Here is a 21,425-nt window from a genome sequence, read left to right on the forward strand (position 1 = left end):
AAAGCACTTCCTTTGTTCTGTACCTAATAGCTAACAGCTAATCGCTAATAGCTAATAGCTAACAGCTTAACACCTAACAGCCAAGAACTATTTTTTAGGAATATTCCGTTATATTGAGGAGTTTTAAAGAAATGATATATTCCTTCTCACATACTAAAAGATCCGGTTATGCACGATGCAATTAAAGTAGCCCGTTATTTTGTCAATCTCGGCATTGTCGATGATGTGCCGCTTACAAATATGAAATTGCAGAAGGTTTTATACCTCGCCAATGGAATGTATCTGGCATTGACAGAAAAGCCGCTTCTGGCCGAGGATATTCAGGCCTGGCGGTACGGTCCGGTTATTCCATCTGTATATAATACCTTCAAAAGCTGGGGCGACAAACCCATTACATTGCCACAGCCTGCCGACGGCCTCAGCCTCGACGCCAATACCCAGTCCATTCTTCTGGATGTGTGGAATATCACCAAAAGTGTTGATGCCATCAAGCTTGCCAACTGGACACACCTGCCGGGATCTCCGTGGGATGAGGCTGCAAAGCGCTCCCTGAACACCACGATAAGTCCTGAACTGATGAAAAAGTACTTCCGGGAATCTTTCAATCTTCCACATCAGGCAGCATAATCCTGAAATACAGTTAACCAGTTGCAGCCGAGAGCCGAGCCAACAATGCCGTCAACCAATATTGTACAGAATGTAGCGGATGTAATTAACAGTCAGTCTGACGTACCTGATCAGATTACGACTGACAGTCTCGTTTTTGCCAACCGGGACCCGAAAGCAACAGCAGATTATGCAGGGGAGAAAAATAAAGCCGAACTTGAAAGCTTCCGGCAGGATACGCAGGAGCGTAAGAAATACGCGAAGTTGATCTTCTGGATGGTAGCACTCTGGCTGGCTGGCATTTTCGGCATTATTCTCATGGTCGGCTTTGAATCCATGCACTTCAAACTTACGAATGAGGTAACCATCGCCCTGATTACTACTACAACCATTAATGTGGCCGCCTTCTTCCTGGCTGTTACCAAATATCTTTTCCCAAACAGAAACAGAGATTAATTGGATAACCAATTGAATTCAATTCAATTCAATTCAATGATCCCCGGGCTTAAGCCCGGGGCAAGGGATTGTTTTTGCTGGGCTTTCTTAGGGCTAAAGCCCCTCGAAAGTGATAGTGCTAGAAATTGATAGTGCTAAAATTTCGCAAAGCCATAGCAGTCCATTGCCCCGGGCTTAAGCCCGGGGACAAAGGATTATATTCTTTTTAGTGTGGGCTCATGGAAGGATTTCCAGACTTCGGCGGCTTCTTCTATTGTCTCGGGTGGTGATTGCAGATAGGCTTCAATCCTGGCCAGGTTTTCGGATTTTGAATCCTTCACCGAGTATTTCACAAGATCAACCAGCAGCTCGTCAATTTTGGCAGTGTCCAGCCGCCAGTTCCTATCGTATTTGGTAAACCATTCTTCATCCAGGAAAACGTATCCGGCATACCTGTAAACATCTGAAAAACCAAATGCATCGATTACAATAGGCTCGGTAGGCTGCTCCTGATCCAGTTCCTTATCGCTATATCGCTCGCGGCCGTTTCCAAGTAAGCCGACAAACCTGTAATTCTTCACCTTTTGAAGTTCCATTCTTATTTTTGGTTTGATTTATCAATTACGACAAGCATAATTATTGTGCCTTTGAACCTCGCAGCAGCACAATCATGTTGTCGCCTATAACAATCTCTAATTAACAGTATAAAGTCGGATGATCCGCATTTCCACGCTCCCACTCATTGAAACTACCCAGCAATTTCATGCTGCCGAACTGATTTTGCTCGTCGATGTACTGCTCGTCGGCGACACACCGCGGAACATGAGGGAGCATATCAAGAACAATTACGGCGGGTTTATAGTGGATAAAAAAACCTATATCCCTATTACGCTTACCGGCACGCCGGAGAGTCTGCTGACCAATGCAGGAAAAATGATCCACTTCAAATTTGATCGCGGGTTTGAAAACCATTATGCATTTGACGGAAATGTAGAAGCGGCCTTGTGGCACAAGAAATTGTACGATATGTCTGCAAATGTGGGTTTAAGCCCGATCAACTTCGAGCGCGAAGAAGCCTTTATCATCAGGCGTTACATCACCGAAAAGCGCGAATATATAGAACCGGAAACCGAGCCAAAGCTCCTGGAAATACCTCTAACCACACCCGCCACTATCGGATTAAAAGCAATGCGGGGATTGAAGCCTGTGCGGAAATAGGATAGCTACCTACCACTCGCAGCTAATGTAACCTATCCCATAAACCGCTTCACCAGCCAGATCACCAGATTGAGCAGGCCGCTGAGCAGGAGCATAGTCGTAATCGGGAAATAGAATTTGAAGTTTCCCTTTTCAACCCGGATATCACCGGGCAGGCGGCCGAGCCAATGTAGCTTATCGCTCAGAAAGTACACGATAATGCCGATCAGAACAACTGCCAGACCGATCAGGATCAGATATTTACCTGTGGTTTGGGACATGGTTTTTCGTGAAACTATTCGAGAATACCAAGCGCCAGTTCAATGTGCGCAAAATGATGTTTCACATGCCAGGCCGACATAGCCAATGCATGTTTCTGACTGATCCACATCTGGCGAACGGGATGGAAATACGCAATGTCCAGTTGCTCGGGAGTAAGATTTTTAGCGAGGTACGCATACCTGTTCCCAATCCCTTCAAAACTGGCAAGTGAATCCGCAATCGGGTATAGATCAGCTTCCGGCGTTTTGACCCAACCGTCCATATTGATTAAAGTTACCTCCTTGTAATCAGGCTCGGTCAATGCTTTTTTCATCCTGAAAAAGTGCACCAAATGGATATCGGCAACGTGGTGGATCAGCTGCTGAACAGTCCAGCTGCCTTCGCGGTAAGTTTTGCGGAGATCCTCCTGTGAAAAATTGCCAGCCAGCTCACAGTAAGCGGCGGGCGCAGATTCAATCGTAGCGATCAATTCGGCCAGTTCCTCTTCCGTATAGCTTTCCTGCGGAACAAACGGACCAATGGGATATTTTCTGTCTGTCATTTTGAATGCATTTAATAACTGAGAAGCACGTTAGTTTATCCGAAACCCTAGTTCAAATGTGAGAAGACTGTACTTGTCCGATTTGAAGTTGGCGAGATCACCCTTGATCCTGTTTATCAATCCTGCCTCATACCTTACATTGAACAGCAATCTTTTCACTGTATAAGAAAGCTCTACCGGTACCATTGGTACGACGGCTTTATAATACCTGTTCACGACAATACCAGGATCAATATCAGCGCCGACGTACATTCCGGGCGTTCTTGACAGCGAAATCAAAGTAGCCTGTCCACTCAGCCCGGCCCCGATTGAAAACGATTCGACAGGAAAATAATGGATCATGGCAGCGACACCAAGCCCATAATCGGAAGAACCAGCCTGAAAGTATCCAATGGAAGAACCGACATAATCTCTCATCAACGTCAGGTCTTCCCAGTAAGTATGCTTTGACAAATTGGCTTGTGCCTTGAAGCTGAAATCTTTGCTCAGTGGTTTCAGCAATGCTGCTCCGGTCCCCACCCCGCCAAGCAGGATTTTGGGCGAAGTCGTTTTATCATACCACAGAATAGGATACATACCTTTTGACCTGTTGCCAACCGGCATGTAAAAATTCCCGTTTGCTGTAACGTACCATTCTGTCTTCCTGTTTTGTGAGAAGGATTCAAAACCAATGAACAGGAAAAGCAAACAGGTAATGAACCGGAAGTGCTTCATACTTTATAAAACGTTCTGACCAGTGTAATACCTCCTATTTCCACTACAACCTGATAAGTACCCTTGCTCTTACCTTCCAGATCGAACTTGATACCGGTGCGCTGAATGCCCGCCCCGACTTCCTGCTCGGCAACCTGCTTCGCATCCGGACCGAAAATGCGGATGATGTAAGCTTGCTGCTGATCATTTTGTACGTAAACCGTAATCACGCTGGTAGCCGGATTAGGATAGGTGACAACTGCCAGATCTGGCTCCATGTCCGGTTTGTTACAGCCAGCCAATGCAAATAGCGTCAGCCAGATTGCGAACAGACCTCTCATACCTTCCTGGATTTTGCACCAACGAATATGGCCCCGGCGATCAGCCCCAGCAATAATATCGAGCTCACCAGGTCTATTTTACTACCTACTGCTACTGACACAGGTTCGAAGCGGAATTTGATCGTGTGCTTACCTGCCGGTACCCTCAATGCGCGAAGTACGTAGTTGGCACGAAGCATATCCGCTGGCTTATCATCGATCGTTACCTTCCATTCATTCCGCACATTATAATAGATCTCCGAGAAAACCGCCAACCCTTCTTTGCTGGAATTACTCTCATAAATCAGCTCATTGGGCTTGTAGCTGATCAGACTGATTTTGGCAGAAGAATCTGCTTGCAGACTGAGCCCCTGTAATTTAGAAGCGAACTTCTGATCAAGCACTGCCTCATACCGTGGTTTTAGTGAATCAAGGGCAGCCATTTCAGCATCCGCATTCGGAACAACCTTGTAGCTGCTTACAAACCAGGCATGCCCCAATGCATCGGGATTGGTTTGCGCCACTTTATTACCCTGCTGATCCGGAATAAGGAAATATTTCGTATTCAGCATGTTGATAACCTTCATATTAGGACGCTGGCTCATTACCTGCCTCTCAAAAAGCTCCTGGTACCTCCGAAGCTTCGCGCCGTGGTAGCCGCCCAATGATTTATGGAAATTGGAAGCAGCCGCGCTGTTGAAAGGACCTTGCCCTGATGTATTATCAAATACTTTATAGTCAGGATCGGGATCTTTGAGAATCTGTTCGTCGGCCGGAGACGGGCCGGTATTTCCTTGTGCCACGTAATTGGACACAAAATCTTCGCTGTTCAGATAGCGCTTATCAACACCAAACAAATCGAAAACAACAAGGGCAATCAATACTACGTAAAGTGCGACAGGCTTGATCTTGTCCATCATCCACACCCAGATCAGTCCGGCGGCGAGGAGTATAAATATCAGGCTGCGGAATGCATCGGCTTTCATCAGACCTATCCGGTCCTGTACAATGGAATTCATAATTTGTTGTGCAAATGCCTTATCCCGGGTCATCTGTGAAAACTGCTCCAACGTCGCCGAATCATTTGCTGACTGAAAGCTGAAAAACAATGTCGGCATTAAAGCCATGATCACCATCAAACCGGCACTGATACCAACTGATATCAAAAAAGGTTTCTGGAATTCCTTCCAGGTAATTTTCTTTTGAACAAGGATAATCAATGCCAGTACCCCCAGGAAAACCATCAGCAGCTGCGCCAGTGAAACCGCCATTGTCATCGCCCTGAACTTATTGAACATCGGGAAATAATCGAAGAACAGGTAGTTCACAGCTGCAAAGCTTTTGCCCAGTGCCCAAACAATGTACAAAAGCACTACGGCGACAGCCCAGGATTTGAGCGGACTTTTAACAATAAAAATACCCAGCAAAAACAGGAAGAATACGACCGCGCCCACATAGTTGGGACCACCCATAATCGGCTGGTCACCCCAGTAAAGCGGCATTTGCTGTATGATACTTTGCGCATTACCCTGATCGACACCGCGGCCAATCAACGTTTTGTAAGTTTCGGAATCAGTGGAAAGAGGCCCGTATCCGGCGCCGCCGTACGCATTCGGGATAATAAGCGTGAGCAGTTCGCCAAAACCGTAGCTGTATGTAAAAGCGTACGTTTTGTCAAGCCCGTCGTTTTTGCCCGGACTGGCAGCAGCATCCTTGCTGGTGAGCTCCGATTTACCACGGATTGTTTCTTTGGTATAATCATAAGCATTCCACAACCGGGTTGTATGCGTCCCCACGGCCAGCACAGCCGCAAGCCCCAGGCCGCCGACTACAAGTACCAGCTCTTTGCCGCGACCATTCCTGATAAAAGCAATACTTTCAATTACAACCAGGATTACAATCCCGATTCCGAGATAATACGTAATCTGAACGTGGTTGGCGTAAAGTTCAAGTGACAAAAAGAAGGCGGTAAGTGCAGCCCCGGCAAGCCAGTGTTTTCTGAAAGCCAATATGACCCCAGCAATAACACCCGGTGCATACATGATCGCGATTACCTGTGAAATGTGCCCCGCTTCGAGGTTAATGATGTTAAAGGATGAAAAGGCAAATGCAATTCCCCCCAATGCTGCGAGCCAGCTACCGGCGCCCATCACCAGGAAAAGTACATACGCGCTCACCATGCCGATCAGCAGGTAGTTGGCAGGTGCAGGCAGGAGCTTGTTGATACCCTGTCCTATTTTGGTGGAGATACTCGTAGGATAATCGGTGGCTACGAGGTAAGCGGGCATTCCGGCAAACATCCCATTGGTCCACGAAGACCATTCTCCTGTTTGTTTTTGATAGTCAATCACTTCACGTGCCGCGGCCTTTGCTTGAATATCGTCTGTCGCCACCAGTTTTTTCCCCTGCAGTACCGGAGAAACGTATACAATGGACAGAATAATAAAGCCCAATACAGCTACTAGGTGCGGCCAGGTATTTTGCCAGGAAATCAGGTTTTTCATTGTGATATTAAGTAAGCCTGCAGTTGGTCTAATGAATATTAAATTTCTATTAACCGGCGCAAATATATAAGTATTGATATATGTTTAGGGTGTAAAATCCGAATCTTGTTCTGGCAATTTTTTAATAGAATTAAGAGTCAGGTCATATATTTTAAGGAAATACCGGATAAATTTGCGGAAATTGTGACTTTAAGGTTCAAACGTCGCGACACAATCAAAAAGATAGAAGTAACCCGAAATTAAATGAAAAGAATTGGAGTATTTACCTCAGGAGGGGATGCCCCGGGTATGAACGCCTGTATCAGGGCAGTAGTACGCGGCGCTGTCTACCATGGTATTGAAGTTTTTGGAATCAGAAGAGGATATAGCGGAATGATTGCCGGTGATGTTTATAAAATGGACTCTCACTCGGTTAGTAATATAGTTCAGAGAGGCGGTACGATTCTTAAATCCGCGAGGAGTAAAGAGTTCGTGACTCCGGAAGGACGCAAGAAAGCATACGACAACCTGATGGCCCACGGGATTGAAGGTTTGGTAGCCATCGGCGGTAATGGTACGTTCACCGGCGCTATGATTTTTGGAAATGAATACGGTATCCCAACCGTAGGCGCGCCCGGAACAATTGACAATGACCTTTACGGAACCGATTACACGATCGGATTTGATACAGCGGTAAACACTGCACTGGACGCGATCGACAGGATCCGCGACACCGCCAGCTCGCACGACCGCATATTTTTTATCGAGGTAATGGGCCGTGACTCAGGTTACATCGCTGTGCAGTCAGGTATTGCAGGTGGTGCGGAACTGGTGATGGTACCGGAAGTGCTTACTCCTATTTCGGAGGTGGTTGAAACCCTTAAACAAGGATGGAGCCGCTCGAAATCATCTTCTATCATTATTGTAGCAGAAGGTGACGAAGAAGGAAGTGCGCAGGAAGTAGCCGAAAAGATCAAGGTACAGGTGGATGAAAATGCGGATATCCGTGTAACAACCCTCGGCCACACGCAACGTGGAGGACAGCCTTCTGCCTACGACCGGATCCTGGCAAGCCGCCTTGGTCTTGGTGCTGTGGAAGGATTGATCGGTGGACAGAAAAATGTAATGGCCGGAATCGTGAACAACGACTTGGTTTACACGCCTTTTGAAGATACGATCAGGTTGCCAAAACCAATCAACGAAGACCTTTTAAGAATGGTGAAAATCCTCAGCGTATAAGCGCTGGTTTTCACATCAGGCGTAGCCGGTCAGTTTATATACAACATACCCGACCAGTTCATGCCATAACACACTAAAATCAGCAAATGCGTTGGCATCGGGGACCAGCAAACGATCAAAAGTGATCCCGTTGTACCCGCCAAGATAAGCGGCACAGAAATAATCGGTCTTAACACCGGCTTTCTGAAAACAGCCGAGTGACCGGCGCATATGAAAAGCGGAGGTAATCAGCATATATCTCCCGTTCGGAAATTTTTGTTTGAGGATACGCGCAGAATACAATGCGTTTTCACGTGTGTTTCTCGCTCTTTCCTCGAACAAAATGTCACCAGGGGCGACTCCCCATTTCACCAGCAGGTCGGCAGCTATCCGCGTTTCTCCCTTTCGCTGCTCCATCTGATAATCCAGACTGGCACCTGTGATCAGGATTTTCCTGATTTTACCTGCTTTGTAGAGCCGGAAAGCCTGCACTACCCTGTCGCCATTATCACCCGTTGAAATCAGGTCCGTAAAAGGTTTCTCCCCGTAAATCAGACCGCCTGAAAGCAGGATACCCACGTCATAAGTACCTTCCAGATTTTTAAGCTGCACCACGCGCGGCTCCCACCAGTTGAGCGCCTTGGTAACGAGATAAGTATTGGAAGCCAAATAAGTCAGCACGATCGCCAGCGCAATCAGCCGTTTCTGCGATTTGTAGTTTTTGGTAAAAAGCGCCAAAATCATCAGCATTATTATAATGCTCAGCGGCATTACCAGAAAGTCTATGGCTTTGGAGAGAAAAAAAAACATTTGAATAAGAACCTGATAGATGTTATCGTTTTGAAACTAATTTTGTCCGACCCGAGATTTGAAGTAATTAAAATTAATACTGATAAGCAAACACCTGTCTGATGAGCGCTTTTATACGAAATGCCTGTTTGTTACTCCTTTTCGCTTTTTCAATGTCTGCCAATGTACTTGGTCAGGGTTACCGCATTGAGGCCAACATCAAAGGAGTCAGGGATTCCTCATTTATTATCGGACATTACAACCGGACACCCAACCAGTTTGTACCAAAAGATACAGCCAAAGCCGACGCGACCGGGAAGATCGTATTCGAAGGCACGACAAATCTGCCGGGCGGTTTATACGTCATCCTGTTTCCGGGTAATCAGCGGCTGATCGAGCTGGTATATTCAGGCAAGGAAACCAATATCAAACTGGAAACAGACACGACCGATCTGATCGGGAGCATGAAAGTGACCGGTTCGAAAGAGAATGAGATATTTTACAAATATCAGCAGGAGCTAAAAACCAGCTCGAAGCAAATTGAGCAGTTTGGCAAGGAAAATGGGGCCGACTCCCGCAACAAGATCAAAGATATCCAGCAAAGCTTCGCCGCTTACCGTCAGAAAATGCTGAGCGAAAACCCGCAAAGCTTTACCGCACAGCTTCTCAAAATGTCGGCAGATCCCGAGATACCTGCGGCTCCCAAGCTGGCAAATGGAAAGACCGATTCCATCTGGGTTTTCAACTATTACAAATCACATTACTGGGATTCATTTGATTTTTCAGATTCGAGAATTGTCAATACGCCCTTTCTTGAACCCAAACTGGATCGTTACTTCAAAAACCTGGTTGTACAGGTTCCTGATTCGCTGATCAAAGATGCGGATGCGATTGTCAAGAAGGTTTCTGTTAATAAAGACATTAAGACCTGGGTGGTTTTTTACATTGCCAATCAGTATGAAAATCCTAAAACCGTCGGCACCGAGGCACTTTGGGTACATATGGCCGAGAAGTACTATCTGTCAGGCGATATGGATGTTACTGCCGAGAACAAGAAACGTATAGCCGAAAAGGTGAATACTCTGAAGTATCTGCTGGTGAACAAAACCTTCCCTCCACTGAGCCTGACGGATCAAAATGGAAAGAAGGTAAGCGTGCAGACCATTCCTGCAGAATATACGGTGCTATTCTTTTACGCCCCGACCTGCGGGCACTGCAAGGAAGCTTCACCGGTGCTGAAAGCGTTTTACGACAAGAACAAAGCAAAGGGCATTAAAGTAATAGCGATTTCCACAGAGCATAATATGGAAGAATGGAAGTCATTTATTAAAAACTACCATCTCGAAGATGTTATTAACGGTTTCGATGCACTGCAACAGATAGATTTCAACCGCAAATTTGACGTGGTAACTACGCCTACCATTTATATCCTGGATAAAAACAAAAAGATCATCGCCCGCAAAATGCCCGTGGAGCAGCTGGAAGACTTTTTGAATTACTATCAAAACAAAATGGCACGGAAACTCTGATCACTTTCAGGGAAATACAATGCAAATCGGCAGCTTCACAGAAATGCTCTCGTGTTTGAAAGCCAGCTTGCCGGTTGCAGGATCCACATCGTACACCACCAGGTTATCAGTAGATTGATTCGCCACGATCATCAGCTTTCCGCTGGGGTCGATATTGAAGTCGCGGGGAGTTGCAATAGACTTTGTCTGCTGATCCACCATTTCAAGTTCTCCATTCGCCTTGATCGCAAATCCGGTAATGGAATTGTGCCCGCGGTTGGAAACATAAACAAACTTTCCATTCGGATGCAGGTGAATAGCTGCGCTGGTGTTGGTACTGGTAAAATCCGACGGAAGCGTCGGGTATGTTTTAATAGCGGTTATCACGCCGTTTTTATCAACTGAACACGATGTAAGTGTGGCATCGAGCTCATTCAGCAGGAACAACGACTTGCCTGACGGATGTATGATCAAATGGCGCGGACCTGCGCCGGGTTTTCCAGTAAAAAATGGCTGCGCCGGATTCGGTACCAGTTGATTCTTTCGGGTATCCACCGTATAATTCATGACTTTGTCACTGCCTAAGTCTGTAACGTATACAAACTTCCCGTCAGGACTGGCTGTTGCAAAGTGCGCGTGCGATTTTTCCTGTCTCTTTTCATTTGGCCCGGTACCGGTATATTGTTCCCTGTAAACAGGCGTACCCAATTTTCCACCCGCCTCTGCCGGATAAGCAGTAAAGCCTCCACCCGTGTAATTAGCCGCAAAAACGAGCTTCCCCGATGGATGTACCGCCACGTGGCAGGGATTAGCTCCTTCGGAAGACTGGCTGTTGAGGTAAGTCAGCTTTTTGTCTTTGCCAATGGAATAAGCATCCACCTTATTGTTTCCACCAGCTGCATAGAGCGTTTTCTTGTCGGGAGAAACCGCAACATAGCCCGGCCCGACAGAGGTATTAAAAGTATCTATGAGCGTAATCTTGCCCGTTGACAAATTGAGCTCGCAAAGCGAAATGGAGGAATTAGCGCCTTTATCCTGCGTCCCGATGTAAAAGGGAACGGTCTTGTCCTGAAATGAGACCAACAGCAGCGAAGCGCCGAGCAGCAATATGGGAAGGATGATGTTTTTCATGATCGTGGTTTAGAATGGGATTTTACCAAACGTACTCAAAAGCGAACCCAAACCTGTTTTTAATGTTGTTTAAATAGATAATCAATTTGAAACAAACCACAATTCTGGATTACAATGGAAACGATTACCTGGCAGGAGTTTGAGAAAGTTGACCTGAGAGCAGGCACGATCATCGAGGTTTCTGACTTTCCAAAGGCGCGTAAACCAGCCTTCAAACTCAGGATAGACCTTGGCCCTGAAATCGGGATCAAAGCCAGTTCCGCACAGATCACCAAACGTTATACCAAAGAGCAGCTCCTCGGCAGGCAGGTACTTTGCGTCGTGAACTTCCCTCCCAAGCAAATCGCCGATTTCAGGTCCGAAGTACTGACAACCGGCTTCATATTACCAGACGGAGAAGTGATCCTGACGGGGCCGGATTTCGAGGTTCCAAACGGAACGAGGCTGGCCTGAGAAATCATGTAAATCCCGGCCAGAATTGTGTAATGACTCGCGCAGATGCAGTTATTAATTTTGTAGACAAGATTTACAAGGCTATGGATACAACATCAGAAATTCATAAAGTAACGCTTCCGGTAACCGGAATGTCTTGCGCGGCATGCGCAGTGAGCGTTGAAAGTATGCTTAAAAGTACCCCTGGCGTGGAAATCGCCGGGGTCAATTACGCGAGTCAGTCTGTGTCGGTGGAATATGATCCTGATACCGTAACCCTGCAGCAGCTGAACGGAGTACTGAATGGGATCGGATACGGGCTTATTATCGAAGACGAAGAAGATGATGCGCTCGCCGAGCAGGAGAAAGCCCGGCTGGCACATTATGAACAACTGAAAACTAGGACGATCTGGTCGGGTGTATTGACTGTCCCAGTGGTGATCCTGGGCATGTTCTTCATGGACCTGCCTTTTTCGAATTATGTCATGCTGGCATTGACAATTCCGGTATTGTTCATTTTCGGGAAAGACTTTTTTGTCAATGCATGGAAACAGGCCAGCCACGGCAAGGCGAATATGGACACGCTGGTCGCATTAAGTACCGGTGTCGCATTCCTTTTCAGCACATTCAACACTTTTTTCCCGCATTTCTGGCACGCCCGCGGGCTGCATCCGCACGTATATTTCGAGGCAGCTTCCGTGATTATTTTCTTTATCCTTTTGGGTAAAATGCTGGAAGAGCGTGCCAAAACGAAGACTTCCGACGCATTGAAAAAGCTGATCGGCTTACAGCCCAAAATAGTGCGGGTGATCCGCGAGGGCGTGGAAATGGAAGTGAATGTAAAGGAAGTTGTTGCATGCGACGAAATCCTGATCCGAGCCGGAGAAAAGATACCTGTTGACGGAAAGCTGATCTCGGGAAGCTCTTTTGTAGATGAAAGCCTGATGACCGGAGAACCGGTACCTGCCCTTAAAAACGCAGGCGACCCCGTTTTTGCCGGAACAATCAACCAGAACGGCAGCTTTACATTCGTGGCCGAAAAGGTAGGCAAGCAAACCGTTTTGGCACAAATTATCAAGACTGTGCAAGAAGCGCAAGGGAGCAAAGCACCAGTTCAAAAACTGGTTGACAAAGTTGCAGGTGTGTTTGTCCCTGCCGTGATCGCGATCGCGGTGCTGACGCTGGTAGTGTGGATTTTTGCCGATGGTGAAAATGCATTAACCCACGGTTTAATGGCCGCGGTATCTGTGCTGGTGATTGCCTGCCCATGTGCACTCGGCCTCGCTACGCCTACTGCGATGATGGTAGGTGTAGGGAAAGGAGCCGAAAACCATATCCTGATCCGTGACGCAGAAAGTCTTGAAAAAGCGTACCGCGTGAATGTGGTAGTAGTGGACAAAACCGGCACGCTCACCATGGGCCACCCCGTGGTTACCGACTGGATATGGAAAATTAAGGAAGCTGACAGGGAAAAGCACCTGACCGCTATCAAGGCCATTGAATCGCGATCCGAGCATCCGCTTGCCAGTGCGATAGTTCAGCATATCGACACACCTGCGCAACTGAATGTACGTCATTTTGAATCGGTGACAGGAAGCGGTGTACGCGGGAAAGTCGATAATGTCCGGTACACAATCGGCACCCTTAATTTCCTCAAAAGTGAAGAGATTACAGTTGGAACCGACGTGATCAATGAGGTAAGACAAATTGCCGAGCAGGCGAAAACTGTAATCGGAATAGCGGCTGACAAAGAGCTGGTGGCAGTAGTGGCCATTGCAGATACCCTGAAACCAACTTCCCGCCAGGCGGTTACCGAATTGCAAAAACAAGGGATAGAAGTGATTATGCTGACCGGCGACAACCAGCAGGCAGCAGCGGCAATAGCCCGAGAAACCGGCATTGTCTCGTACCGCGCCGAGATGAAGCCCGATGATAAAATGCAGGCGATCCGGCAGCTGCAAACCGACCGGAAGATTGTGGCCATGGTCGGCGACGGGATCAATGATTCGCAGGCACTGGCGCAAGCCGATGTGAGCATTGCTATGGGAAAAGGGTCTGACATCGCGATGGATGTGGCCAAAATGACGCTGATCACTTCCGATCTGCTCGTCTTGCCAAAAGCATTGAAACTGTCGCGTAAAACAGTAGCAACGATCCGGCAAAATTTATTCTGGGCATTTATTTACAACCTGATCGGTATCCCCATTGCGGCGGGGATTTTGTATCCAGTCAACGGATTCCTGCTGGATCCGATGATTGCAGGCGGCGCAATGGCGCTGAGCTCGGTGTCGGTAGTAATGAACAGTCTGCGGTTGCGGGCGGCGCGGTTGTAATCCGGCTTTCCCAAAACTTTGTAATAACCCGCGGTAATTGTGTAATGCGTGGCTTACATGGAGTACCGATATTTGTAACATCGATTTAAATACCCTGATTTCGAATAACACAATGGAAACAATCAAATTCAAAACCAATATCAAATGCGGCGGCTGTGTAGCTACTGTTACACCTTTCTTGAATGCAGATAAAGAAGTAGCCAACTGGGCCGTAGACCTGGAAGATCCGCAAAGAATACTGAAAGTAGAAACCTCCCATTCTGCCGAGGAAATTGAAGAACTGATCAAGAATGCAGGCTATGTAGCCGAAGAAATAGCCTGATAATTAATATATTTGGCATACAATGAAAAACAAATTGCACCAATCGATCACCGCCCTGATGGCATTTCTGGTACTGTTCAGCAGTACAGGATTTGCTTTGGTGGAGCATCAATGCATGATGCGCGGCAAGTCGGTGCAGTTTGTTACCCCTTCAAAATCAGAAGATTCCGTTAAAAAAGCTGGTACCTGTTGTGCCAAAAGCAAGCTGCTTACAGCGTCGAAGGGAACATATATCAAAAAAACAGACTGCTGCAAGGAGAACCACAAGTTTGAAAAGCTGGATGTGGTTGCTTCCGGTGGTCAGCAGGCTGCAAAAATCCTTAAAGTGTGGGCAGGAGATGTGGTTTGGTTTGCTACATCCTTCCAGTTTATCCGTGCGGAATGGAGACTTCCTTCTCCGCCCGATTCGCCCGACATATCCTTTTCCTCCCGCCTTCATGGGAGAAGTATGCTTTCTTTTATCCAGTCGTTTCTGATCTGATACAATTGATTAATAGCTAATTAACAGATCCCACCAGGGATTTGCAGTACTATTTTTTCAATTGAATCTATTTTGAAATGAAAACTTACCTGGCAGGATTGCTCTGCCTGCTTTCCATTTCCGTATCAGCACAGCGCGTTACCGGCTCCGTCAGCGAGCAGGTTTCAGGGTCCGACAGCCTTGCTCCTGTCACCGGCGCCAATGTGTACTGGTCGGGTACCACCCAGGCTGCTGTTACCGATCAATCGGGCTATTTTAGCATTCCAAGATCTGCACAATCGAACCTGCTTGTAATCAGCTTTGTAGGGTTCAGGAATGACACGATCAAAATCGGCGCGGAGAGCGAGCTGCAAGTCGTGCTGAAAAGCGACCAGACGCTGGATGAAGTTACCGTGCGCGGCGGCAGCGGTACAATCGACCGGCTTTCTCCACATCAAACAGAAATTATCACTACCCGCACGCTCGCCAAAGCTGCGTGCTGCAATCTTTCCGAAAGCTTTGAAACAAATGCATCCGTGTCTGTTTCCTACGCCGACGCGGTTACGGGTTCAAAGCAGATCCAGATGCTGGGGCTGAGCGGCACTTACATTCAGTCCAATGTGGAAAATATCCCGTCCCTGCGCGGACTGGCTTCTACTTTCGGTCTTAGTTCGATTCCGGGAACGTGGATCCAGTCCATTGACATCGGCAAAGGCGCGGGCTCCGTTGTGAATGGATATGAATCAATGACCGGGCAGATCAACATCGAGCTGCAGAAGCCCGATTCACCCGAAAAACTTTACCTGAATACTTATGTCAACAATTTCGGGAGAGCCGAACTGAACTTGAACCTTGCCCATCAACTCAGCAAGAAATGGAGTACCGGACTGCTTACACACGTAAGTACCCTGCAAAACAGAGTGGATAAGAACGGCGATGGTTTCATGGATATGCCGCTTTATACGCAGATCAATGCAATCAACAGATGGAAATACCAGGGCAATAAGTTAATGGCGCAATTTGGTGTGAAAGCAATGGTGGAAGACAGGCTAGGCGGACAAACCGGCTTCGATAAAGAAATGAGCGGTACTACGCAAGCTTACGGTTTTGGATCCAGGATCAACCGTTATGAATTTTTCTCTAAAATCGCGCGGCTCTTCCCCGAGCAGCCTTACAAAGGTTTGGGACTGATCGTGAATGCGTCAGTTTTTGATTCAAAGTCATATTTTGGTCTTAATAACTACGATGGAAAGCAGAAAACACTCTACGCTAACCTGATTTATCAGTCCATTATCAACAATACCAATCACTCCTATAAAACAGGATTGAGCTACCTGCTTGATAACTACGATGAACGTTACAAAACGCTGACTTTAACCAGAAACGAATCAGTACCGGGCGCATTTTTTGAGTATACCTATAACAATTTCGACAAGTTTGTGCTGGTAGCAGGCGGGCGGGTGGATTTTCATAACCTTTATGGAACACAATGGACACCGCGCGTGCATTTGAAATACAATGTTGCAGATCAAACCGTGTTACGTGCTTCTGCGGGCAAAGGGTTCCGGGTTCCCAATCCGCTGGCTGAGTACTATGGTAACCTGGTAAGCGCGCGGCAGGTCGTTTTCAGGGAACAGATCCAGCCGGAGAAGTCGTGGAACTACGGCGCCAGCCTTACCCAGGAATTTACAATCGGCGGAATGAAGGGGAATCTGATCGTCGATTATTATCGTACAACATTCGAAAACCAGCTTGTTGCGGATATGGAAGATCCCAGGTACCTGAACTTCTATAACCTGGATGGAAGCGCATTCGCGAACAGCTTTCAGGCCGAGGCTAACCTGACGCCGATCAAACGTTTTGAATTGAAACTTGCTTACCGGCTTTTCGATGTAAAGCAAACGGTGGTCCAGGGTTATGATCAGCGGCTGCTCCTGCCCAGAATGATGGTCAGCCGCGACCGGATCCTGTTCAATGCAGGTTATGCATTGCCTTACGACAAATGGAAGTTTGATTTCACCGCCCAATGGAATGGTAAGAAACGGCTGCCCTACATGGGGCCTGTTGATCACCACCAGGTACCTGAGAACCTTCCGTCGACAATGGCGCCTGCGTTCTATAATTTCAATGCACAAATCACCCGCACTTTTCCCAAATGGGATATCTACCTGGGAGGAGAGAACCTGGCGAACTTCACGCAAAAAGACCCGATTATAGGTTCAGAGCAGCCTTTCGGCCAGCATTTTGACGCCGGAATGGCATGGGGACCGATAGTAGGACGAATGATTTATGCCGGGATACGTTATAAGATTATACGTTGAAAAGGAAGGGAGGAGGGAGGAAAGGGAGGACGGAGGAGGATTTATAGTCTAAATATTTTTTTATGAGGTTATATATTAAAAATATGGTTTGTGACCGCTGCAAGCGTGTTGTACGTGAGGAGCTGACTGCTTTGGGGCTGCACACTGTTTCGGTGGATCTGGGCGAAGTAGAAACGGAGGAAGACCTGGATGCAGAGAGCCTGAAACAGGTAAAAACCGTTTTGGAAACGAATGGGTTTGAGTTGCTCGACGATCGGAGGCTGACACTTGTCGAACACATCAAAACGCTGGTTATTGATGAGATCCAGAATCTAAAAGGACTTAAACCTGCCCAGATGAATTTCTCGGATTACCTGTCGGAGAAGATCGGCTATGAATATTCTTACCTGAGCAGCCTTTTTTCATCTGAGACGGGGCAGACCATTGAACAGTACATTATCGCGCAAAAAGTAGAGAAAATAAAAGAATGGTTATCGTACAATGAGCTGACGCTAAGCGAAATGGCGTGGCGGCTTTCGTACAGCAGCACTGCGCATTTGAGTAACCAGTTTAAAAAGGTAACCGGAATGACGCCCGGAGAATTTAAGAAAAGTCCGACAAGAAAAACGCTCGATCAGGTCGGAGGATGAAATCAATATATCAAATCAAAAAACAACTGCAATCATGAAAACAATCCTTTTTTCATTCATTACACTCCTTTTTATCGGATCCAATGCAGCTTTTAGTGCGGGTGATGAGAAGGAAATAAAGATCAAAACGTCGGCGATCTGCGAGATGTGCAAGGCGCGCATTGAACGTAACCTTGGCCTTTCAAAAGGTGTGAAGGAATCCAACCTGAACCTGAAAGACAAGGTGGTGACAGTGAAGTACAATCCCGCCAAAACAACGCCGGAAGCGATTAAAGCCACGATTATCAACACAGGCTACGATGCCGATAACCAACTCGCTAACCAGAAAGCACACGACAAACTGCCAAGCTGCTGCCGCAAAACCGCAGCACCACACTAATCATTTAATTGCTTTATTATGAAACTCAACAAACTGAAAAACATTCTTATATCTGGGCTCGGAATGCTTGCGTTACCGGCAATGGCGCAGCATGAACATCATCAGCAGCCTGCAAAAGACAGCACGCGCCACGAGATGCATGATATGAAAAGTATGGATCATGGCAACATGGAACATATGAATCACGGAGATACCACGAAGACGGATCATTCGAAAATGCAGCATGCGCACCAAATGACGCACAGCTTTTCGCTCAGCTTGCCCATGACCAGAAACGGCTCGGGTACCGGCTGGCAGCCCGATGCAACGCCCATGTATGCGTATATGAAGCATAACAACAAGTGGAATTACATGTTGCATGGAAGCGTTTTTCTCCGCTATACCAGTCAGAACTTCAATAACAAAAACAAAAAAGGCCAGGACTCTAAGTTCAGTGTGCCGAACTGGTTTATGGGAATGGCGCAGCGGCAGGTTGGAAAAAATGGCTTGCTGAACATCCGGGCAATGGTTTCCCTCGACCGGATTTTCGACGGCGGGGCTGGCTACCCGCTTCTTTTTCAATCTGGCGAAAGCTGGAACAATGTTCCATTGGTTGACCGCCAGCACCCGCACGATCTGATTTCGGAACTTTCGGTGGGTTATACCCAGCGTATTAACGAACAGCTAGATCTCACGATATACGCAGGTTACCCCGGAGAACCGGCGCTCGGACCTACTGCTTTTATGCACAGAATGTCCGCATTCAACAATCCTGATGCGGTTTTGGGTCACCACTGGCAGGATGCTACGCACATTACATTCGGCGTGGTAACTGCGGGTGTGCGTTATGGTGCGTTCAAACTTGAAGGATCTTCGTTCACTGGTCGCGAGCCGGATGAAAACCGGTTTGACTTCGACAAGCCGCGTTTTGATTCTTATAGCTACCGGCTGCTTTTCAATCCTTCAAAACAGTTGGCTTTTCAGGTAAGCCGCGCATTTATCAAAAGTCCTGAAAGGCTGCATGCCCACGACGACGTGACGCGCACGACTGCTTCTGTCCAGCACTCGGCGCAGCTTGGCGGGGATAACAAATGGATTTCGAGTACGCTGGTTTGGGGTAACAATTCAGGCGGACACGCTAGCGGCAATACCGTTTTGGCAGAATCTAATTTGCAACTGAATAAATGGGCAGTCTACGGCCGCTACGAGCGCGTGGAAAAAGGTAGCGACGAGCTGCTGAGCGACTCAGGTAACCTGAGGGTCGGATACTTTAAACTTCCTGTTTCTGCATTCACATTGGGTCTGAACCGGCAGCTTTTTGGTTTTGCCAACACGCTGGTACAGGCCGGCGCACAGATTACTGTTCATAGTCTGGCCGGAGACAAGACAGGGATTCTGGAAGACGTTTATGCCAAAACCCCACTTTCTGGTCAGGTTTACCTCCGTCTCACGCCCGGTTTGATGAAAATGTAGTTTCTCCGATTATCTTCAATAGATACCAGGCCGCATTTGTTTAGTTTTGCCAAAAATCAAACGACGCAGTGGCCTGGTATCATAGTTATTTCAAAGGATTACCCCAAATAGCCTGGAAGCTTTACCAGGATGAAGAATACACCGACTTCGAAGTTGATTTTCTGGCTGATGTGCTGGAAATCAAGGAAGGAAATAAGGTACTCGACATTTTATCCGGCTATGGCCGCCACGCCATTCCACTGACAGAAACAGGCTGCTCCGTTACCTGCGTCGACATTTCTGCTGAGTATTGCGAGGAACTGACAAAGGTAACCCGCAAGAAAAAGCTCCCCATTGAGGTGATTTGCAAGGATGTGCTGGAATATCAACCCGAACAAAATGTATTTGATGCGGTTTACTGTTTAGGCAATAGCCTTAGTTTTTTCCCACGGGCTGATATGCTGCGGTTTTTCGGGAAAATTGCTGCTGCGCTGAAACCAGGCGGTCACGTGGCACTGCATACCGAAAACCTAGCCGAAAGCATTTTACCCAACTTTCAGGTACGTAACTGGATGCCGGTGGGAGACGATATTTTTTACCTTGCTGAAAACGAGTACCGCGCCGAAGAAGGCTGCATTGAGGCGCAGCAAACGTTTATTTCAGGTAGTGAAAAAGTTACCCACACTGTATTTCAGTATATCTATACGCTGGCTGAAATTACGGCCATGCTGCAAAGTGTGGGATTAAAAACGGTAGGTACTTTCGGAAACCTGGAAGCCGATCCATTCACATTAGGTGACGAGCAGCTTTACCTGGTTGCTGTTAAAAACTGATCAATGCGGAAGCTTCGGCCTCAGCAAACCGTAAGTCCAGGTACCTGCAATCGCGCTCAGTAATGTTACTGCTACCGCCAGGTACCCGCTTCCTATCTGCGCGAAAAGGGGTCCCGGGCAAGCGCCGGTGATCGCCCAGCCGAAGCCAAACATCAGTCCGCCGTAGATCTGGCCTTTTTGAAATACCTTATCCTGAATATAAACGGCTTCTCCGGATAATGTCCGGATATTGAATTTTCTGATAAGGAATACCGAAAGCAGCCCCACGGCCACCGCCGAGCCGATTACGCCGTACATGTGAAATGAGTCTAACCTGAACATTTCCTGAATTCGGAACCAGGACACAATTTCCGCCTTCACAAACACGATCCCGAATAGTACACCAACAAAAAGGTATTTCAGCTTCGCGGCAAAGGTTTCCTGCAACTGCTGCTGATTTGCGCCGTCGGTATTATCTGTTTTGATATCCTGAGTTTCTATATTTTCCATTATCTGACGAGTTCAAGCAAAAATGGAAGGACCAGGTGTGTACACGCAAAACCTCCTGCCATAAAGCAGATTGTTGCGACGAGCGAAGGCCATTGTAAGCTGGCGAGACCCATTATAGAATGCCCGGAAGTGCAGCCACCCGCATACCTGGTGCCAAAACCAACCAGGAACCCGCCTAAAATGAGAAGAATGAATCCTTTGAGCGAGAATATATAGTCTATCGAAAATAGGTCCGCCGGCATCAACCCGGAAAAATCTGTGATCCCTAATGATGCAAGTGTAAATTTCGTATCTGCTGCAATAGCAACAGGCTCCGGGTTGGAAAGAAAGAATGTCGCCAAAAAGCCGCCCATTGCAATACCGGCTACAAAAAAGAGATTCCAGGTTTCTTTGCGCCAGTTGTATTTGAAGAAAGAAATGTCAGCAGGGATTACCGCCGCGCAGATATGCCTCAATGATGAAGAGATACCAAACGATTTGTTCCCCAAAAGCAGCAGCGCCGGAACAGTAAGTCCGATCAAAGGCCCCGCTACATACCACGGCCAGGGTTTCCGAAGGAATTCAATGAGGTCTGACATGTCAGAAAAGCAGTA

Annotated in this window: 24 protein-coding genes; 14 read left to right on the forward strand and 10 right to left on the reverse strand. The window is 47.3% G+C overall.

The window, feature by feature from the left end; all coding sequences use genetic code 11:
• Positions 1–168 precede the first annotated feature (168 nt).
• Both ASG33_RS23610 and ASG33_RS23615 read left to right on the forward strand, forming a co-directional pair.
• On the forward strand, positions 169–627 hold the full coding sequence (locus ASG33_RS23610; protein ID WP_056291388.1) for a Panacea domain-containing protein: 459 nt from the start codon (positions 169–171) through the stop codon (positions 625–627).
• A gap of 45 nt (positions 628–672) precedes the next feature.
• Positions 673–1,062, forward strand: a complete 390-nt coding sequence (locus ASG33_RS23615) for a hypothetical protein (RefSeq protein WP_056291390.1) — start codon at positions 673–675, stop codon at positions 1,060–1,062.
• Positions 1,063–1,256: 194 nt separating this feature from the next.
• Here the strand turns inward: ASG33_RS23615 and ASG33_RS23620 are convergent, their stop codons facing one another.
• The gene (locus ASG33_RS23620; protein ID WP_056291392.1) at positions 1,257–1,637 is read right to left on the reverse strand and encodes a hypothetical protein; all 381 of its coding nucleotides are present in this window, start codon (positions 1,635–1,637) and stop codon (positions 1,257–1,259) included.
• Between the two features lie 118 nt (positions 1,638–1,755).
• Between ASG33_RS23620 and ASG33_RS23625 the strand changes: the two genes are divergently transcribed.
• Entirely contained in the window at positions 1,756–2,259 is a 504-nt protein-coding gene (locus ASG33_RS23625; protein ID WP_056291394.1) for a hypothetical protein, read from the forward strand.
• A gap of 32 nt (positions 2,260–2,291) precedes the next feature.
• Here the strand turns inward: ASG33_RS23625 and ASG33_RS23630 are convergent, their stop codons facing one another.
• The 5 genes from ASG33_RS23630 to ASG33_RS23650 are packed head-to-tail and all read right to left on the reverse strand — an operon-like array spanning position 2,292 to position 6,578.
• Positions 2,292–2,519 carry a DUF2905 domain-containing protein gene (locus ASG33_RS23630; RefSeq protein ID WP_056291395.1) on the reverse strand — a complete coding sequence of 76 codons (228 nt, stop codon included), beginning with the start codon at positions 2,517–2,519 and terminating at the stop codon, positions 2,292–2,294.
• 14 nt (positions 2,520–2,533) lie between these two features.
• Entirely contained in the window at positions 2,534–3,061 is a 528-nt protein-coding gene (locus tag ASG33_RS23635; RefSeq protein ID WP_056291397.1) for a DinB family protein, read from the reverse strand.
• A gap of 30 nt (positions 3,062–3,091) precedes the next feature.
• On the reverse strand, positions 3,092–3,775 hold the full coding sequence (locus tag ASG33_RS23640; RefSeq protein ID WP_056291399.1) for a hypothetical protein: 684 nt from the start codon (positions 3,773–3,775) through the stop codon (positions 3,092–3,094).
• Positions 3,772–4,095, reverse strand: a complete 324-nt coding sequence (locus tag ASG33_RS23645; RefSeq protein WP_056291401.1) for a T9SS type A sorting domain-containing protein — start codon at positions 4,093–4,095, stop codon at positions 3,772–3,774. Before ASG33_RS23645 ends, ASG33_RS23640 begins: the two co-directional genes overlap by 4 nt.
• Entirely contained in the window at positions 4,092–6,578 is a 2,487-nt protein-coding gene (locus tag ASG33_RS23650) for a hypothetical protein (protein ID WP_056291403.1), read from the reverse strand. The genes ASG33_RS23645 and ASG33_RS23650 overlap by 4 nt, the downstream gene beginning before the upstream one ends.
• A 243-nt stretch (positions 6,579–6,821) precedes the next feature.
• Here ASG33_RS23650 and pfkA point away from each other — a divergent pair, with 243 nt between their 5' ends.
• Positions 6,822–7,796 carry a 6-phosphofructokinase gene (gene pfkA, locus ASG33_RS23655; RefSeq protein ID WP_056291404.1) on the forward strand — a complete coding sequence of 325 codons (975 nt, stop codon included), beginning with the start codon at positions 6,822–6,824 and terminating at the stop codon, positions 7,794–7,796.
• A 15-nt stretch (positions 7,797–7,811) separates the two neighbouring features.
• On the opposite strand, the gene ASG33_RS23660 is transcribed toward pfkA, so the two are convergent.
• A complete protein-coding gene (locus tag ASG33_RS23660; protein WP_056291407.1) occupies positions 7,812–8,585 on the reverse strand; it encodes a YdcF family protein in 774 nt (257 codons plus the stop codon).
• 128 nt (positions 8,586–8,713) lie between these two features.
• On the opposite strand from ASG33_RS23660, the gene ASG33_RS23665 reads away from it, so the two are divergent.
• The gene (locus tag ASG33_RS23665; RefSeq protein ID WP_229238834.1) at positions 8,714–10,093 is read left to right on the forward strand and encodes a TlpA family protein disulfide reductase; all 1,380 of its coding nucleotides are present in this window, start codon (positions 8,714–8,716) and stop codon (positions 10,091–10,093) included.
• A 6-nt stretch (positions 10,094–10,099) separates the two neighbouring features.
• On the opposite strand, the gene ASG33_RS23670 is transcribed toward ASG33_RS23665, so the two are convergent.
• On the reverse strand, positions 10,100–11,203 hold the full coding sequence (locus tag ASG33_RS23670) for a lactonase family protein (protein WP_056291411.1): 1,104 nt from the start codon (positions 11,201–11,203) through the stop codon (positions 10,100–10,102).
• A gap of 114 nt (positions 11,204–11,317) precedes the next feature.
• On the opposite strand from ASG33_RS23670, the gene ASG33_RS23675 reads away from it, so the two are divergent.
• The 9 genes from ASG33_RS23675 (at position 11,318) to ASG33_RS23715 (ending at position 20,343) form a co-directional block, all read left to right on the forward strand.
• A complete protein-coding gene (locus tag ASG33_RS23675; RefSeq protein ID WP_056291412.1) occupies positions 11,318–11,656 on the forward strand; it encodes a tRNA-binding protein in 339 nt (112 codons plus the stop codon).
• A gap of 83 nt (positions 11,657–11,739) precedes the next feature.
• Positions 11,740–13,968 (forward strand): cation-translocating P-type ATPase, encoded by a 2,229-nt coding sequence (locus tag ASG33_RS23680; protein WP_056291720.1) that lies wholly within the window; start codon positions 11,740–11,742, stop codon positions 13,966–13,968.
• 112 nt (positions 13,969–14,080) lie between these two features.
• On the forward strand, positions 14,081–14,290 hold the full coding sequence (locus tag ASG33_RS23685; protein ID WP_056291414.1) for a heavy-metal-associated domain-containing protein: 210 nt from the start codon (positions 14,081–14,083) through the stop codon (positions 14,288–14,290).
• A 22-nt stretch (positions 14,291–14,312) separates the two neighbouring features.
• Positions 14,313–14,771: a hypothetical protein gene (locus tag ASG33_RS23690; protein WP_056291416.1), complete on the forward strand. Its 459-nt coding sequence runs from the start codon at positions 14,313–14,315 to the stop codon at positions 14,769–14,771.
• A gap of 77 nt (positions 14,772–14,848) precedes the next feature.
• Complete coding sequence (locus ASG33_RS23695; protein ID WP_056291420.1) at positions 14,849–17,071, forward strand: TonB-dependent receptor; 2,223 nt, start codon at positions 14,849–14,851, stop codon at positions 17,069–17,071.
• A 62-nt stretch (positions 17,072–17,133) separates the two neighbouring features.
• The gene (locus ASG33_RS23700; RefSeq protein WP_056291422.1) at positions 17,134–17,700 is read left to right on the forward strand and encodes an AraC family transcriptional regulator; all 567 of its coding nucleotides are present in this window, start codon (positions 17,134–17,136) and stop codon (positions 17,698–17,700) included.
• A 34-nt stretch (positions 17,701–17,734) separates the two neighbouring features.
• Positions 17,735–18,079 (forward strand): heavy-metal-associated domain-containing protein, encoded by a 345-nt coding sequence (locus tag ASG33_RS23705; protein ID WP_056291424.1) that lies wholly within the window; start codon positions 17,735–17,737, stop codon positions 18,077–18,079.
• An 18-nt stretch (positions 18,080–18,097) separates the two neighbouring features.
• Positions 18,098–19,531, forward strand: a complete 1,434-nt coding sequence (locus tag ASG33_RS23710; RefSeq protein WP_056291425.1) for a hypothetical protein — start codon at positions 18,098–18,100, stop codon at positions 19,529–19,531.
• Positions 19,532–19,599: 68 nt separating this feature from the next.
• The gene (locus ASG33_RS23715; RefSeq protein ID WP_056291427.1) at positions 19,600–20,343 is read left to right on the forward strand and encodes a cyclopropane-fatty-acyl-phospholipid synthase family protein; all 744 of its coding nucleotides are present in this window, start codon (positions 19,600–19,602) and stop codon (positions 20,341–20,343) included.
• On the opposite strand, the gene ASG33_RS23720 is transcribed toward ASG33_RS23715, so the two are convergent.
• Positions 20,344–20,832, reverse strand: coding sequence for a DUF6691 family protein (locus ASG33_RS23720; protein WP_056291430.1), 489 nt, complete (start codon positions 20,830–20,832; stop codon positions 20,344–20,346).
• Positions 20,832–21,410 carry a YeeE/YedE family protein gene (locus ASG33_RS23725; protein ID WP_056291432.1) on the reverse strand — a complete coding sequence of 193 codons (579 nt, stop codon included), beginning with the start codon at positions 21,408–21,410 and terminating at the stop codon, positions 20,832–20,834. Before ASG33_RS23725 ends, ASG33_RS23720 begins: the two co-directional genes overlap by 1 nt.
• Between the last annotated feature and the right edge of the window lie 15 nt (positions 21,411–21,425).

This window comes from Dyadobacter sp. Leaf189 (genome assembly GCF_001424405.1).
Classification (GTDB): domain Bacteria; phylum Bacteroidota; class Bacteroidia; order Cytophagales; family Spirosomataceae; genus Dyadobacter.

What these genes read in the sequence shown, in the direction of transcription:
- ASG33_RS23610 (WP_056291388.1), top strand. Translation starts at nt 169, where the DNA reads ATGCACGATGCAATTAAAGTAGCCCGTTATTTTGTCAATCTCGGCATT.
- ASG33_RS23615 (WP_056291390.1), top strand. Translation starts at nt 673, where the DNA reads ATGCCGTCAACCAATATTGTACAGAATGTAGCGGATGTAATTAACAGT.
- ASG33_RS23620 (WP_056291392.1), bottom strand. Translation starts at nt 1,637, where the DNA reads ATGGAACTTCAAAAGGTGAAGAATTACAGGTTTGTCGGCTTACTTGGA.
- ASG33_RS23625 (WP_056291394.1), top strand. Translation starts at nt 1,756, where the DNA reads ATGATCCGCATTTCCACGCTCCCACTCATTGAAACTACCCAGCAATTT.
- ASG33_RS23630 (WP_056291395.1), bottom strand. Translation starts at nt 2,519, where the DNA reads ATGTCCCAAACCACAGGTAAATATCTGATCCTGATCGGTCTGGCAGTT.
- ASG33_RS23635 (WP_056291397.1), bottom strand. Translation starts at nt 3,061, where the DNA reads ATGACAGACAGAAAATATCCCATTGGTCCGTTTGTTCCGCAGGAAAGC.
- ASG33_RS23640 (WP_056291399.1), bottom strand. Translation starts at nt 3,775, where the DNA reads ATGAAGCACTTCCGGTTCATTACCTGTTTGCTTTTCCTGTTCATTGGT.
- ASG33_RS23645 (WP_056291401.1), bottom strand. Translation starts at nt 4,095, where the DNA reads ATGAGAGGTCTGTTCGCAATCTGGCTGACGCTATTTGCATTGGCTGGC.
- ASG33_RS23650 (WP_056291403.1), bottom strand. Translation starts at nt 6,578, where the DNA reads ATGAAAAACCTGATTTCCTGGCAAAATACCTGGCCGCACCTAGTAGCT.
- pfkA (WP_056291404.1), top strand. Translation starts at nt 6,822, where the DNA reads ATGAAAAGAATTGGAGTATTTACCTCAGGAGGGGATGCCCCGGGTATG.
- ASG33_RS23660 (WP_056291407.1), bottom strand. Translation starts at nt 8,585, where the DNA reads ATGTTTTTTTTTCTCTCCAAAGCCATAGACTTTCTGGTAATGCCGCTG.
- ASG33_RS23670 (WP_056291411.1), bottom strand. Translation starts at nt 11,203, where the DNA reads ATGAAAAACATCATCCTTCCCATATTGCTGCTCGGCGCTTCGCTGCTG.
- ASG33_RS23675 (WP_056291412.1), top strand. Translation starts at nt 11,318, where the DNA reads ATGGAAACGATTACCTGGCAGGAGTTTGAGAAAGTTGACCTGAGAGCA.
- ASG33_RS23680 (WP_056291720.1), top strand. Translation starts at nt 11,740, where the DNA reads ATGGATACAACATCAGAAATTCATAAAGTAACGCTTCCGGTAACCGGA.
- ASG33_RS23685 (WP_056291414.1), top strand. Translation starts at nt 14,081, where the DNA reads ATGGAAACAATCAAATTCAAAACCAATATCAAATGCGGCGGCTGTGTA.
- ASG33_RS23690 (WP_056291416.1), top strand. Translation starts at nt 14,313, where the DNA reads ATGAAAAACAAATTGCACCAATCGATCACCGCCCTGATGGCATTTCTG.
- ASG33_RS23695 (WP_056291420.1), top strand. Translation starts at nt 14,849, where the DNA reads ATGAAAACTTACCTGGCAGGATTGCTCTGCCTGCTTTCCATTTCCGTA.
- ASG33_RS23700 (WP_056291422.1), top strand. Translation starts at nt 17,134, where the DNA reads ATGAGGTTATATATTAAAAATATGGTTTGTGACCGCTGCAAGCGTGTT.
- ASG33_RS23705 (WP_056291424.1), top strand. Translation starts at nt 17,735, where the DNA reads ATGAAAACAATCCTTTTTTCATTCATTACACTCCTTTTTATCGGATCC.
- ASG33_RS23710 (WP_056291425.1), top strand. Translation starts at nt 18,098, where the DNA reads ATGAAACTCAACAAACTGAAAAACATTCTTATATCTGGGCTCGGAATG.
- ASG33_RS23720 (WP_056291430.1), bottom strand. Translation starts at nt 20,832, where the DNA reads ATGGAAAATATAGAAACTCAGGATATCAAAACAGATAATACCGACGGC.
- ASG33_RS23725 (WP_056291432.1), bottom strand. Translation starts at nt 21,410, where the DNA reads ATGTCAGACCTCATTGAATTCCTTCGGAAACCCTGGCCGTGGTATGTA.